A 14,816-nucleotide genomic window follows, 5' to 3' on the forward strand; every position below is an offset into this window, starting at 1 on the left:
AAAAACCAATAACTATACCCATAAACTTATAAATAATTTTAAATATAATTAATAATGAATAAGTTATGATTTTGTAAATTTAATTGCTTAATTTTGCACCCCGAAAAAAGGACCCAAAGTATGGAATCGTCAGTAGCGATTTCATATAATCTTAAAAATCAATAAATATCTACATATGAAAAGAGTTGGTGAGCACAGAAAGCTTCTTGGAGTTGATAAAACAGTGACTTTACAAGAGTTAAAAACAATTTACAGGAATACGATGAAAGATTCGCATCCTGATAAATTTATCAATGATGAAGCCGGAAAACTGGAAGCTGAAGAAAAAAGCAAATCCGTGATTGAAGCTTACCACTTTTTGGTAAGTATCAACCCGGAAACACAGGAAAAATATAAAGAAGAATATACAGAGACAACAACTAAATCTAATATTCACGATTTTTATTTTGAAAAGCAGGTGTTGAACATTCAGCATTTGAACGGAAAGATGTATGAATATCTTGGAGTACCAAGAAATACCTATATCAAAATGGTGAATGCTGATTCGCCAAGCCGTTTTGCAAGAAGACATATTTATGGAAATTTTATCTACAGAAAGGCTGGTGAGGCTATGGCAGATTAATTTTCTCATATAAAATAAAATGAAGGCTTTCAGTTTGTTCTGGAAGCCTTTTTTATTGACATTGCATATTCTATGTTTTGGCTAAAGCCAATTGATGTTGCATTTTTTATTAAGCGGGCTAAAGCCCGCTCCTATTGATGTTTTATGCTCTCGCAAATTTTGCGGATAACGCAGATTTTTATTTTGATTCTGAGAAAGTTTTCAAAATCCAACATGTCATTCCGTAGGAATCTGAACATAAAAATTACTAGAGCCTAAAGCGACAGAATAAAACAACATACTTTTGTTCATTATTCATCTCTTTATAATATTTTTAAAATAATATATTTAGATTCCTACGGAATGACAGAGAGGATGTTTATTTTTTAAGCATCATCGTAACATTCGTTAGCATTTACTATAAAACAAAAAAGCGCATCATCACTGATACGCTTTTTCGGTTAATTAAGGTTGTTATATTTAGTCTAAATGTTTCGGAGTGAATCCGTCTTCACTTAGTTCTCTGTGCTCATAATCCGCTTTCATTTCAGCTTCATAATCTGTTTTCTTATGTTGACCCATTCTACGTAGAATTGAATCAAATAAAGAGTATACTACCGGTACGATAATTAGGGTAAGGAATAGAGATGATGTCAAACCACCGATAACTACCCATGCAAGACCTTTATTAAATTCAGCTCCTGCTCCACTTGCCAAGGCAATTGGTAACATACCGAAGATCATCGCAATCGTTGTCATTAGGATCGGACGAAGACGAGCGTGGTTAGCCTGAACCAATGCGTCATGTGTATTTGATCCCGCTGCTTTTCTTGCATTCGTAAAGTCGACGATCAGGATCGCGTTCTTGGCAACAAGACCAATCAACATGATCATCCCTAACATCGTAAAGATGTTCAATGAATTAGCTGTAAGGGCAAGAATAACCATAACCCCGATCATTGCTAATGGAATTGAGAACAATACCACAAACGGATATACAAAACTGTCATATAATGAAACCATCACTAGGTATACCAATACAATAGCTGCTAATAAAGCGATCCCTAATGTACCGAAACCTTCCTGCTGGTTTTCCATATCCCCACTCCAGATGTAATCTACTCCTGCAGGTTTATCTTTACCATCCATGAACTTAGCAGCCCATTCATTAGCAACGTCACCCACCGGTCTACCAACAACTTTTGATCTTACTTTTACAGAAGGAGATTTATCTCTACGTTCCAATAAGCTCGGTCCTGAGCCCATTTTTACTTCTGCAAACTGACTCAAACGAACCTGTTCTCCTTTAGGATTTGTAAACATCAGGTTTTTAACATCATCGATAGATTGTCTGTTGGCATCTCCAAAACGGATATTGATATCATATTCATATTCTCCAGCTCTGAATTTTCCGTCTGTATTTCCGTTAAATGCGGTTTGCATCGTTTGTCCTACACTTTGAAGATTCAAGCCTAAAGAAGACATTTTATCCCTGTCGATATTTACCTGAACTTCAGGGTTACCAGTATCTGTAGATAATTCAGCATCCACTGCTCCGGGAACTTTTTTCAACAATTCTAAAATTCTTGTTGCTTCTTTTACTGCTGCTGCATTATCCGGAGCTGTTACTACCATTTCGATTGGAGCATTTTCAGCACCAAGGATACCGATTGGAGCGGTTTTAAATTCAACCCCTGTAAATTTCTCTTCTAATGCTCTTTTTACTTTTGCAGCCTTGATATTGGTGCTTTCAGCTCTTTCAGATTTATCCGTAAGGTTTACCTGAACTTCGGACTGGTATGTTGTAGCCTGAGCTCCCCCAAAACCAGTTGACTGCTGACCTACTGTTGTGATCAAATCCACAACATCTTTATCATTTCTTAAATATTTTTCAACCTCTAAAGTTATCTGATTGGTTTTTTCAACCGTTGCATCTTTTGACAATTCCATCTGAACCAAGAACTGACCACGGTCGATTGGAGGGAAGAATTCACCACCGATAAAACCAAATGCCACCAACATGAATGAAGAGATCAAAATAACAAAAGTGATCACCACGGTTGATATTCTTCTTAATGTTGATTTCAGACACCACTCAAGGATTCCTGTGATCCAATGTGTGAACTTATCGATTAATCCTTCAAACCAAAGGATGAATTTCTCGAACCAGTTTTTTCCTGTTAAATGTTCCAATTTACCAAATCTTGATGATAACCAAGGAATGATGGTAAATGAGGCTAACAATGACAATAAGGTTGCAATAACTACCGTGACGCAAAACTGTCCAAGGATATTGGCAACAAGACCTGAACTCATCGCAATCGGAAGGAATACCACTACAATTACCAAGGTAATCGCTGCTACCGTAAATCCAATCTCCGAAGCTCCATCATAAGCCGCTCTGATCTTACTTTTACCCATCTCCATGTGACGGTAAATGTTTTCAAGTACCACAATCGCATCATCCACAAGGATACCTACCACCAGGGATAGTCCTAATAAACTCATTAAGTTCAAGGTGTATCCCATCAGGTTCATTCCAATAAATGCAGCAATTAATGAAGCCGGAATAGAAACCATTACGATAAATGCATTCCTGATACTGTGAAGGAATAACAACATCACGATCGCCACGAGAATAATCGCTAAGAATAAATCGAAGATAACGTGGTTGGCAGATTCAAGGGTAAAGTCCGTGGTATCATTTACTACTTTTACTTTTATACCCTGAGCTTTATAAGCAGTTTCTACAGTTGCAATAGTTTTCTGAACACTTTCAGATACTGCAACCGCATTCGCATCAGATTGTTTTTTAACCTGCATTAAGATCGTAGGAAACTGATTGAATCTTGCTACTTTTTCAACATCTTTTTGTGAATCGAAAACCGTCGCAATATCCGACAAACGAACCTGAGCTCCATTTTTATTGGAAACTACCAAGTTGTTCATTTCCTGAATCGACTTATATTTTCCAGATAATCTGATCGTAGATTTTGCGATTCTTGTTTTCAAACTACCTGTAGGGAAATCTAAGTTTGATGAAAGAATTGCCTGTTGAACATCCGAAATGGAAAGTCCATACCCCTGCAATTTTTTCTCATCCAGATTTACCTGAATCTCTCTTTCCTGCCCACCTACAAGATCTACCTGTGCAACACCATTCACACGGGAGAAAATAGGCTCTATTTTTTTATCTAAAAGATCATATAGTTCTTTATTGTTCAATTTATCCGATGCAACACTCATCGTAATAATTGGCAAATCATCCAAAGAAAATTTATTCAGTGAAGGTGGATCTACGTCATCCGGAAGGTCTTTAAGAACTGCATTTACCTTACGCTGAGCATCATTCAAAGCATAATTTACATCTGCTCCATCATTCAACTGAACCATGATCACGGATAAACTCTCGTAAGAGGAAGACTCCACTTTTTTCACGTTTTCCAAAGAACCTACGGCATCCTCAATTTTCCGCGTTACAGAAGTTTCTACCTCCGCAGGTGAAGCCCCCGGATAAGTGGTAGAAATGGTTACCATATTGGTTTCAAACTTCGGAATCAATTCGTATCCCATGAGCGTATAACTCAGGATACCTCCCAATGTCAGGATTGTAAATAATACAATAACTAACGATGGTCTTTTAATCGATATTTCTGCTAACTTCATAAGTCTACTTCTTTACAATATTGATTTTTGACCCGTTATCCAAGTTGATCTGTCCACTGGTAATTACCTGCTCTCCACCATTAAGACCTGTCAGGATCTGTACTTTATCTCCATATACTTTTCCGGTAGTTACTTTGATCATTTTAGCTGTTCCGTTTTGAACGATAAACATTTGACCTGAACTTACTCCATTTACGAATGCTTCAGCAGGAACCGTTAACATATTCTGAGTTTCAGCGCCATGATTTGTTTTAAATACAGCTGTAGCATACATACCTGCTTTTAAGTTCCCTCTGTTCTGAACTTCAATTTCAACCGGGAAGTTTAAAGAGGCATCACTTTTAGGAGCGATAAATGTAATTCTTCCGCTGAAAGAATCTTCAGGCAAAACATTCACATTGATTGGCACTTCCTGACCTAATTGAATTCTTCCAATCTGGCTTTCATCCACTAATACAGAAAGTTTTAAGCTATTGATATTAACAATCTCAAACATCGAAGATCCTACAGAAACAACCGTTCCAGGCTCCACCATTTTTTTATTAATTGTTCCGCTAATACCTGCACGAATGCTTGTATCACCTACTCTTACACCTTGAGCTTTTACAGCTGCCTGCATGTTTTTCAATTGTAATCTTGAATTGTCAAGCTGCTGTTTTGTAACACCGCCGGTTTTATATGCGTTTTCGTAACGCTGATTATCTATAATTGCGTTTTGTAGGTTATTTTGAGCCTGTGTTACATCAACTTCGATCGCATCTCTTTTAATCGTTGCTAAAGTCTGACCTGCAGAAACTCTTGATCCTTCTTTAACCAAAACACTAACGATACGTCCTGCAATTTCAGAAGACTGGTTCATTTCCTGTTTTGGAAGAAAAGTACCGTTCGCTGAATAATCTGTATCAATATTTTCTCTGGTCACAGTCACTACATTCACGTTGATCTTGTCAACCTGTTTCGCTACTTCTTTAACTTCCTGTGTCTGTTTTTCCTTGTTTCCGGCAATCTTATAAGCCGCTAAACCAACAAGTACTGCTGCTACGATGATATATATTAAAGTTTTTTTCATTTTAGTTATGGGTTTTGTAATGTGTTTAATTCTCCTTTAGCTTTAATTAATTTGATCTCAGCCTGCTTGTAGTCTAATAATGCATTTGAATAGTTCTGTTTTGCAGACGTTAAAGCATTTTCAGAATCCAATACTTCTGTAAGTGTTGCCAAACCATTCTGATAATTGGATTGAGTATTTTTTTGTACTCTTTCTGCAAGGCCAACATTATCTTTCATACTTTGAATATTGATGATCGAATTCTCCATATTGGAAATCGCATTTTTATAATCCAAGCTCAAATTCAGCTGCGTATTTTGAATATCCTGATCTAAATCCTGAATATCGATTTCAGCCTGCTGGATCTTAGCTTTTGTAGCCCCACCCGTAAAGATTGGAACATTAATATTCAATCCTATTGCAGAATAATCACTCCAAAGTACTCCATTACTCAAACCATTGGTAAGAGGAAATTTCTTTCCTGTTGCAGCCCATGCATAGTTTGCCTGCAAGCTTACAGTAGGATACAAATAGGCTTCTGTTGCTTTTTTATTGAACACCAAAAGTTCTCTGTTTTTATTCTTTACCTGTAACTCCAAACGGTTATCCAGATTCACATTGCTCATAATAAGCTCTGGTCTTGGCTCAATCGTCTTTTCTTCCAATTCGATTTTTGTATCGATTGGAACTCCCATATAAAACTTTAGAGAATTCTTAGAAAGTTCAACTGAGTTGATCAATTGCTGTCTATTTGACCCAATATTGGTCAACTGGACATTGGTACGATCCAGATCAATCGATTTTGCTAACCCGTTGTCTAGCAAACTTTTGATTACATTTCTTACTCTTTCCGTATTTTCATAGCTCGCCTGTACAGTTTTAAGATTTTCTTCCTGTACAAAAACCTGATAATAAGCGGTTGCCACATTTTCAATGATTTGTTCATTGGTTAATTGAGCATTCAGAATGTAAAATTCTCTGGTTGATTTTGCAGCTTTAAGACCGGTAAAAACCCTCTGGTCAAATATCGCCTGCTGAACATTGATTCCCGCATTGGTACTCCATGGCTGTCCCAGCTGAGCCGTTATCCTTTGCCCTCCAAATTCCAGCAATGATTGCTGAATAACAGGGTTATAAGTTAAAGCCGCAGTACCAGTCACCTGAGGTAGAGCCCCAGCTCTGGCTTCATCAATTTTATATTCAGCTTTTTTGATCTGTAAAGCAGCTTTTTTGGCTTCTGCTTTATTTTGGAGCGCCTGCTTGATAGCTTCCTGCAAGGAAACCTGCTGTTGTGCAGACACCGATGAATAGCCGAAAATCATAAATGCTGCAGCTATCCCAATTTTTAGCTTGATTGCAGTTATACGTTTTCTTTTCATAATTTATTACTTCGTTTATTTTTTTAATAGAATGTTGTTCTCAAAATACTTTATTCCTAATGGACGTATGATATTTAAAAATACTTTAAGCTTTTAACTAATTTTTAAATAAGATGTTTAAAATGATCTCTTTTCTCTCTGATATAATCTTATCAAATTCCTTATCACTTATCATCAGATTCTCCATTAAAAGAGGCCGTATCGCACTCGGGAAAACTAAAAGGGAAACCATATTCAAAATAAATTGAATAGGCTTCATTCTTTCGATATTTCCTAGCTCCATTTCTTTTTCAATATCCTCATACATCTTTTTCAAATCGTCCTCTTCAATATCTTTCTGGTGGCAGTTTCCCTTATTGATCTGTGAAACAATATAAGTTTCGAGGTAAGGATATTGAAGGCTTGTAGAAAGGCTTCCCTCTATAAACTGACTCATTTTTTCTTTAAATGGTAAAGAAGAATTCTGAATAATTTTGGACTTTTCCTGCTCTACTTTCTGCGCTTCATCAAAAACGATCTGCATCAGATTATCTCTGGAACGGAAATAGTAATTAATAAGCGTCCTGTTCACACCCGCTTCATCTGCAATCTCTTGCGTGGTAGCATCAAACTTCCCTTTCACAAAGAATAAGTGCTTCGCAGTTTCTTTGATCAATTCTTGTGTTTGGTCTTTTTTTGCTTGATTTGACATTTTTGTTAAACAAATTTGTGCAAATGTATAGTAAAATTTATTTTTGACAAAATTGTTAAACAAAATTATTAAACAATTATCATGATTTACATCATATTTTAAATCAAAAAGCTTTTAAAGATTAATGATCCTTAATCCCTACAAAATGAGCCGTTTTTATATATTTGCCGAAAATTAAAAATTGATGCGGAAAATTTTATTTCTTTTCTCACTTTTGTCATGTGTCTTCTTATTTTCTCAAAATTTAATGTGGCACTTTCAAACGAGAACGACAACTCATACTACCTATCATTTTGTAAATTATAGTGCAACAGATTCACAAGGAAATATTTTTGTTGCAGGTAATTACGGATTACATTTATCAATAGGTGTAAGTAATATTTCCTTTGGAAATGTATCTCTTAATACAAATAGTACGGAAATGGGAAGAGCTGTTGTAGCAAAATTAGATAAAAACAAAAATGTAATCTGGGTAAAAGAAATTAAGTCTGATTATATATCAAATGTAACCTCTATTGTTATTGACAAACTGGATAATCTTATTATTTCAGGCAGTGCTGATGGAAATAATCTTAAATTAAATCCAAATACCAATGATATTTTTGCTCAAAATAATTCAGAAGGCATAGGATTCATTACAAAATGGACAAACAATGGTAGTTTTATCTTTGGAAATGTCTATCGATATGCATCAAGTTTTACCAGTGCTGTTGACGAAAATAACGATATAATTACATTAGGACGATATGTAAATTATAATGGAATAATTACTGATTTTGATCCTGATCCTAATGTTGTTCATCCATTACCTGCACCTAATGGTTCGTTTATCATGAAAAATCTTTCAAATGGTAATTTTTCATGGGCAAAACCAATACACACAGCAGAATTAAATTGCGTTAAGGTTAATAAAAATAATGAGATAATAATTTTAGGAAACTATAATGGAACACTAACAATAAATACTAATCAAAATTTTCCGGCAAATATACCTCAGGCTACTAATAGATTTTTCTTAGCAAAATTTGATACTACCGGTAACCTCTCATGGTTTCAACATTTAGCTCATGGTCCTTCTATGAATGCCGTATCAAATTCAAAAATTGCAATTGATAATAACAACAATATTTATACTGCTGGTACATTTTATGAGCCACAATCTATTAATTTTACTAATACATCAGTTAATCTACCAGTAGGTGGAAGAAATGTAATTTATAAAATAAGTAATAGTGGGCAACATATTTGGAATTCGGTAATTAAAGCAGATGACGGTTATGATTTTCTTACAATAGCTTTAAACACGGATAATACAATCAATTTTTTTGTAAAATATTCGGATGAAATTATTAAAGTTATTAATAGCAATAATACTGAAGAGACCGTAAAGAGATTAGATCTATTTCAAAACTACATAGGTTATGGTTCACACTCTTCTAGAGCATATTATTTAAAATTCAGAAATGATGGAAAACTAATCTACAACAAAAGTGATTTTTCCACGTATTCATTAAGTCAGAATATTGATTATGAGGGAAACATCATTAATGCAGGAAATTTTGAAAGTTTTCAGGATTTTAATCCAGATCCTGATATAAAGGAAATTCTATACCCTCAAAGTTATCAGAATTCTTTTGTTCAAAAGTTCGGAAAGTGTTACAATGGAACTCCTGACGGAGATAAAATACAGGTTTTTTGTTCTGCCTTAAACCCGACCATTGCAGATTTATTCCCAAAGACATCATATACAACATGGTATGATTCATTGCTGTCAACAAATCCATTACCAGGAAATACATTATTACAAAATAATGCGATTTACTATGCCTCAGTCCAAGACGAATCATGTCCTTTAAATACTAAAAGATTGGCAGTTACAGTAATTATTAAAAACTCACCTCCCACATTGGTGGTTAATGATTTTTATTTTTGTAATGATGTAAATCAAATGACTTTAAATCAGTTAAATATAAATAATAACCAGAATATCCATTTTTATGATTCTGCTGGAAATCAGATAGGTAATTTTACAAATATTATTCCCGGAGCTCAGTATTATGTAACACAATATAATGAATGTGAAAGTACCAAGGTACCCTTTAAAGTATTTTCTATTCAAGGAACACCTCCAACGGCAAACACACAACAAACATTTTGTGCGGCCAACCAACCAAAGGCTTCTGATATCCAAATTACAGGGCAAAATATAAAATGGTATGATGCCGCAGGAAATATTTTACCCGCAACAACTTCGCTTGTAAATGGGCAAACCTATTATGCTTCACAAACGATCAATGGTTGTGAAAGTAATAAAATATCTATTCACGTAACTGTAAATAATACTCCAAAACCCGCAGCAAATACGGCTCAGGATTTCTGTGCTTCAGCCAATCCTACATTGGCAAATCTGGTCGTTACAGGAACTTCATTAGTATTCTATAGTGCGACAGGAAATGTCTTACCTCTTACGACTCCATTGGTACACGGACAGACTTATTTTGTGACTCAAACGATCAATGGCTGTGAATCTGAGAAACAGAGCATAGCAGTTACTTTATCCGTAAATAATGTTCCTGCTCAGGATGTCACAGATGCTATATGTAATACCTCTACAGGAACAACAATAAGTATTAATCTTCATTCATATGAAGGAAGTATTATTGCCAATCCAAGCAATTACACCTTTAGCTATACTGATAGCGCAGGAAATATTATTTCCAATCCTTCCAGTTATATAATGAGTATCGGCTCAACAGTTATTCATGTAAAAGTATCTACTCCGGATGGATGCTTTATAGTGATCAGATTAAGTTTAACTTTAAATCCAAAACCAAAACTTACCCTTCCCGATCAGATTGATTTCTGTCAGGGTAAAAGTGTAACGCTAGATGCTGGAAATGGATTCACTTCTTACCTGTGGAATACCGGAGTGACTACTCAAACGATTGTTGTTTCCACTCCCGGAAATTATTCTGTAAAAGTGACCAACAATTTTGGATGCGAAAGTATTGCCAATATTCAGGTCAGCTATTCTGTCCTGGCTGAGATCGTTTCAGTAACTATCACTAATAATTCTGCCACCATTCTTCTGTCAGCCAGTGGAAATTATGAATATTCATTAGATAACATCAACTGGCAGGACTCTAATGTATTCAATAACCTGAGCATGGGAGAATATATAGTTTATGTGAGAACGAAATCAGGCTGTATTATCGGTCAGAAAAAATTCTCTATTTTCAACATTCCAAATACCATCACGCCCAATGGTGATGGAGTCAATGATAAATGGAGAATTAAGGGATTGGAAAATTATACTGGAACTGAAATTGGCGTTTACGACAGAAAAGGAATTCCGGTATTTAAAGAAGTGATCAATAAAAGACCATTTGAGTGGGATGGAAAATATAATTCTACACCATTAATTACAGGAAGCTATTGGTATATTATAAAAGTATCCGATGGAAGAATATACAATGGGTGGCTACTGATTAAAAACAGAGACTAAAATAAAAAGCGAGCAGAAATTTCTGCTCGCTTTTGTTTTTATACTAACTTAATTTTATCTTCTAAAATATCGACTACTTTATCTTTATATAAACCTCCAAGAGCCTTTTTAAAATTCTTTTTACTCATCTGAAGCTCACTTTTGATCTCTTCAGGAGAAGACTTGTCCGACAGGTAAAGAAGTCCATAATTTTCTTCAAGTTTGGTAAGGATCTTTTGCTTGAATTCATCCATATTTTCAAATCCTTCAGGTTGCAAAGAAATATCTATTTTACCATCTTCACGGATCGTTTTGATATACCCTGTTTCTTCAGATAATGGATAGAGCTTTTTGAAAACATCAGATGCATAGATCAATCCAATATATTTTTTGTTGATGATCACGTTCCAGCCTAATTCACTTTCATTCATCATAATTAAATCTACTTTATCTCCTTTTTGAAATGGCAGATTCTCATATTGAGGATTTCTTTTAAATTTTGTAGTTCCTGTAATCAGATTCAAACTCTCATCTACATAAAGATAAACCAGGTATCTTTTCGCTTCAATAATTTTGGATTTTTGCTGCTTGTAGGGGATAAATAGATCTTTAATAATTCCCCAATCCATAAAAGCCCCACTTGGAAGACTTTGAACACTTGTCATTACAGCAAACTCTCCCACTTCAGCTAAAGGAATTTCAGTTGTTGCTTTCAATTTACCATCATCCTGATAAACGAAAACTTCAACTTCGTCACCAACTTCTTTATTTTCTTCAGTGAAAACTTTTGGCAAAAAAGCTTTTTCACCAGATTCATCAGTTAAGATCCATCCTGAATTATTTTTTTCTGAAATTTTTAAAGTTTGAGTTTTTCCGAGTTGCATGAATGATTAAATTAGTCTGCAAAGGTACGGAAATATAAAATGACTCACTGATAAATAATTTCTTCAACATCTATTTCCAAATAAAGAAACCAATTTTCTTTAGATAAAACCATTACATTTGACTGATGCTAAATCTCCAAATATGAAATCATATTATTTCTTACTTCTTGTACTTTCTTTTACAGCAGTACAATCACAGGTATTTGATAGAATGGCCTTCAGTACAGCCTATCGATATACTGGAAGAAATGTGATACAAGGTGGATTATCATATAAAATGAATAACTCAACAAATCAATCTTTGATTTTGGGAACATCTGTATTATATTCTTCTGTAGATGGTGAAGCTAAATTTTTGCCTGAAGCCAGTTTTTATTATACGAATAGAATGGGACATTTATTTGGAGTTTCTTTAAATCCATATTCTATAGAACCAAGAATAGGTCTTTCACTTTTTAATTTTATGAACATCAATACAGGCTTTGCCCTGCCCATTCATAAAGAAAAATATTTTAAGGGAATTACCTTCGGTATACAATTTAATATCGCTCCGGTAAAATCATCTCAATTTTATGAGAAAATGAAATTGATGCAATAAAAAAGAGAAGCAAAATGCTTCTCTTTTATTTATTTTGATTTTGATATAAAGTCCATCAATTCCCGTTTGCTGCTATCAAAATCAAATGCATCATATACAATAAAGTATTTTTCTCTATCTGCACACTTACTATACAATGATTTTGCTAAATTCAATTTGTTCTTATCGAAGCTTAGAGATTTTACGAGACTACCAATTTGTTGGGAGGTAAATGAAGTGGTTCGGCTTTGTTGATTGATGAAAGACAGTTTATCTTCATCGAAACTTGCATTTTTCTTAAGCATATCAAAAAACTGACTGAAGGTACTTGCGTTCATTACATTAAAATTGTTTCCCACCCCTAGATTATCCCAATCATTTCCATGGTTTCCGTAGGGATCATTCCAAATATCATTCCAGTCATTAAAGCCATAAGACTGACTCTTAACCGGATAGGAATCCAGCAAATACAAACCATAATTGGTGAAAAAGTCCAATACCAATCTGTTATTGTTTCGAACCACTAAAGTAGTCCTGTAAATAAGATATCCCTGATCATAAATAGCTATTGGAATTCTTCCTGATCTAAGGTCAAAAAAACGGTATTTTCCGGAACCATTAGCAATCGTCTGATCTCCAAGTTCCACTGTAAAGTATCCCTGCTCTGGGATTCTTAGAAATACCTCAGCATAGCCATAGTTCTGATTCCATTGATAATCCGGATTTCTGAAACCACTATTTTTATTATTCTGATTTCTAAAACCTGAATTATTTTGGGTATTAGTCTTATTTTCAAAACCATTCGTTCTGGAGGATTGCATTTCTGTTTTTGAAGCTTCATTCTTTAAAAGTTCACCAGCCTTCCCTGCTTCCTGAGCAAATGAATAAACTCCTCCGAATAACATTAAACCAATAAATATATTTTTCATTTATTTTTACTTTTATATGTGCATCTCTATTTCCATGCCAAAAAAAAAGAGAACCCAAAAAATTGGGTTCTCTTTTACTATTTTAATCTTGAAATTTTTTAATCTTTCAATACATATTACATATGAATAGGTCTCTTACCTGTAGCATCCAATGCAGCTTCTTTGATCGCTTCCGCATAAGTTGGGTGAGCGTGAGAACTTCTTGCAACATCTTCAGCACTTGCACGGAATTCCATCGCAATAACTCCTTCTGCAATTAAGTCAGCAGCTCTTGCTCCGATGATGTGCATTCCTAAGATCTCATCTGTTTTCTCATCAGCAATAATTTTAACCAAACCATCAATATCACCACTTGCACGGCTTCTTCCTAGTGCTCTCATCGGGAATGAACCTACTTTAATAGCAACACCTTCTTCTTTTAATTGCTCTTCAGTTTTACCAACCCCAGAAACTTCAGGCCATGTATAAACAACACCAGGAATTAAGTTATAATTGATATGTGGCTTTTGACCAGCTAAAGTTTCAGCAACAAATACTCCTTCTTCTTCAGCTTTATGAGCTAGCATAGCACCTTTGATAACGTCTCCGATTGCGTAAATATTAGCCACATTAGTCTGTAAATGATCATTTACCTTTACTCTTCCTCTTTCATCCAGTTCTACACCAGCTTTTTCAAGACCAAGACCATCTGTATAAGGTTTTCTACCAACTGATACTAAACAATAATCTCCTTCTACAACTACCTCCTCACCTTTCTTATCTTTAGCTGTAATTTTTACAGAATCTCCATTTCTTTCTACTGCAGAAACCGCTGTTGAAAGCATGAACTTCATTCCTTGTTTTTTAAGAACCTTCAATAATTCTTTACTTAAAGCTCCATCCATTCCTGGAATGATCTTATCCATAAATTCAACTACAGTTACCTGAGCTCCTAATCTTAGGTAAACGGAACCTAATTCAAGACCGATAACACCTCCTCCGATTACTACTAAATGCTTAGGAATCTCTTTAAGGTTTAATGCTTCTGTAGAAGTAATTACTCTTTCTTTATCAAGGCTTATGAATGGTAATGATGAAGGTTTAGAACCAGTAGCAATAATTGTATATTTTGATTCAATGCTTTCTGAAGAACCATCTTTCTTACTGATCTTAATCTGGGTAGCAGATTCAAAGCTTCCAACTCCTTCAAAAACAGTAATTTTATTTTTGCTCATCAGATAGTTGATACCGTCTGTATTTTGCTTTACTACTTCATTTTTACGCTCGATAATTCTTGCAATATCTACTTGAGGGTCATTAATAATGATTCCGTGGCCAGCAAAATTATGCTTTGCATTTTCGAAATGCTCAGAACTATCTAAAAGTGCTTTTGAAGGAATACATCCAACGTTAAGACAAGTTCCGCCTAAAGTTGAATATTTTTCAATAATTGCTGTTTTGAAGCCTAATTGTGCAGCACGAATTGCAGCAACATAACCACCAGGACCAGAACCGATTACGGTAACATCGAATTGACTCATGTTATTTTATGAATTTGTTATTATTATCTATCTTAAG

The 14,816-nt window shown here is 34.7% G+C and carries 10 protein-coding genes; 3 read left to right on the forward strand and 7 right to left on the reverse strand.

Features of this window, described 5'->3' with window-relative positions; translation table 11 throughout:
* Nucleotides 1–175 precede the first annotated feature (175 nt).
* Complete coding sequence (locus CEY12_RS05325; RefSeq protein WP_089026702.1) at nt 176–622, forward strand: KTSC domain-containing protein; 447 nt, start codon at nt 176–178, stop codon at nt 620–622.
* A 459-nt stretch (nt 623–1,081) separates the two neighbouring features.
* Here the strand turns inward: CEY12_RS05325 and CEY12_RS05330 are convergent, their stop codons facing one another.
* The 4 genes from CEY12_RS05330 to CEY12_RS05345 all read right to left on the reverse strand — a co-directional run bounded on the left by CEY12_RS05330 (nt 1,082) and on the right by CEY12_RS05345 (nt 7,385).
* Nucleotides 1,082–4,267, reverse strand: coding sequence for an efflux RND transporter permease subunit (locus CEY12_RS05330; RefSeq protein ID WP_089026703.1), 3,186 nt, complete (start codon nt 4,265–4,267; stop codon nt 1,082–1,084).
* Between the two features lie 4 nt (nt 4,268–4,271).
* Entirely contained in the window at nt 4,272–5,336 is a 1,065-nt protein-coding gene (locus CEY12_RS05335; protein WP_089026704.1) for an efflux RND transporter periplasmic adaptor subunit, read from the reverse strand.
* A 5-nt stretch (nt 5,337–5,341) separates the two neighbouring features.
* The gene (locus CEY12_RS05340; protein ID WP_089026705.1) at nt 5,342–6,694 is read right to left on the reverse strand and encodes a TolC family protein; all 1,353 of its coding nucleotides are present in this window, start codon (nt 6,692–6,694) and stop codon (nt 5,342–5,344) included.
* A 97-nt stretch (nt 6,695–6,791) separates the two neighbouring features.
* A complete protein-coding gene (locus CEY12_RS05345) occupies nt 6,792–7,385 on the reverse strand; it encodes a TetR/AcrR family transcriptional regulator (protein WP_089026706.1) in 594 nt (197 codons plus the stop codon).
* Nucleotides 7,386–7,632: 247 nt separating this feature from the next.
* Here CEY12_RS05345 and CEY12_RS05350 point away from each other — a divergent pair, with 247 nt between their 5' ends.
* The gene (locus CEY12_RS05350) at nt 7,633–10,890 is read left to right on the forward strand and encodes a T9SS type B sorting domain-containing protein (RefSeq protein WP_157676756.1); all 3,258 of its coding nucleotides are present in this window, start codon (nt 7,633–7,635) and stop codon (nt 10,888–10,890) included.
* A 38-nt stretch (nt 10,891–10,928) separates the two neighbouring features.
* On the opposite strand, the gene CEY12_RS05355 is transcribed toward CEY12_RS05350, so the two are convergent.
* Entirely contained in the window at nt 10,929–11,753 is an 825-nt protein-coding gene (locus CEY12_RS05355; RefSeq protein WP_089026708.1) for a S1 RNA-binding domain-containing protein, read from the reverse strand.
* Between the two features lie 142 nt (nt 11,754–11,895).
* Between CEY12_RS05355 and CEY12_RS05360 the strand changes: the two genes are divergently transcribed.
* Nucleotides 11,896–12,351, forward strand: coding sequence for a hypothetical protein (locus CEY12_RS05360; protein ID WP_089026709.1), 456 nt, complete (start codon nt 11,896–11,898; stop codon nt 12,349–12,351).
* Between the two features lie 29 nt (nt 12,352–12,380).
* Here the strand turns inward: CEY12_RS05360 and CEY12_RS05365 are convergent, their stop codons facing one another.
* Both CEY12_RS05365 and lpdA read right to left on the reverse strand, forming a co-directional pair.
* Nucleotides 12,381–13,259 carry a DUF4476 domain-containing protein gene (locus CEY12_RS05365; protein WP_089026710.1) on the reverse strand — a complete coding sequence of 293 codons (879 nt, stop codon included), beginning with the start codon at nt 13,257–13,259 and terminating at the stop codon, nt 12,381–12,383.
* 116 nt (nt 13,260–13,375) lie between these two features.
* Entirely contained in the window at nt 13,376–14,779 is a 1,404-nt protein-coding gene (gene lpdA, locus CEY12_RS05370) for a dihydrolipoyl dehydrogenase (RefSeq protein ID WP_089026711.1), read from the reverse strand.
* Nucleotides 14,780–14,816: the final 37 nt, after the last annotated feature.

The sequence above is a fragment of the Chryseobacterium sp. T16E-39 genome (assembly GCF_002216065.1).
GTDB lineage: Bacteria > Bacteroidota > Bacteroidia > Flavobacteriales > Weeksellaceae > Chryseobacterium.

What these genes read in the sequence shown, in the direction of transcription:
- lpdA (WP_089026711.1), bottom strand. Translation starts at nt 14,779, where the DNA reads ATGAGTCAATTCGATGTTACCGTAATCGGTTCTGGTCCTGGTGGTTAT.
- CEY12_RS05350 (WP_157676756.1), top strand. Translation starts at nt 7,633, where the DNA reads ATGTGGCACTTTCAAACGAGAACGACAACTCATACTACCTATCATTTT.
- CEY12_RS05360 (WP_089026709.1), top strand. Translation starts at nt 11,896, where the DNA reads ATGAAATCATATTATTTCTTACTTCTTGTACTTTCTTTTACAGCAGTA.
- CEY12_RS05330 (WP_089026703.1), bottom strand. Translation starts at nt 4,267, where the DNA reads ATGAAGTTAGCAGAAATATCGATTAAAAGACCATCGTTAGTTATTGTA.
- CEY12_RS05345 (WP_089026706.1), bottom strand. Translation starts at nt 7,385, where the DNA reads ATGTCAAATCAAGCAAAAAAAGACCAAACACAAGAATTGATCAAAGAA.
- CEY12_RS05365 (WP_089026710.1), bottom strand. Translation starts at nt 13,259, where the DNA reads ATGAAAAATATATTTATTGGTTTAATGTTATTCGGAGGAGTTTATTCA.
- CEY12_RS05355 (WP_089026708.1), bottom strand. Translation starts at nt 11,753, where the DNA reads ATGCAACTCGGAAAAACTCAAACTTTAAAAATTTCAGAAAAAAATAAT.
- CEY12_RS05325 (WP_089026702.1), top strand. Translation starts at nt 176, where the DNA reads ATGAAAAGAGTTGGTGAGCACAGAAAGCTTCTTGGAGTTGATAAAACA.
- CEY12_RS05340 (WP_089026705.1), bottom strand. Translation starts at nt 6,694, where the DNA reads ATGAAAAGAAAACGTATAACTGCAATCAAGCTAAAAATTGGGATAGCT.
- CEY12_RS05335 (WP_089026704.1), bottom strand. Translation starts at nt 5,336, where the DNA reads ATGAAAAAAACTTTAATATATATCATCGTAGCAGCAGTACTTGTTGGT.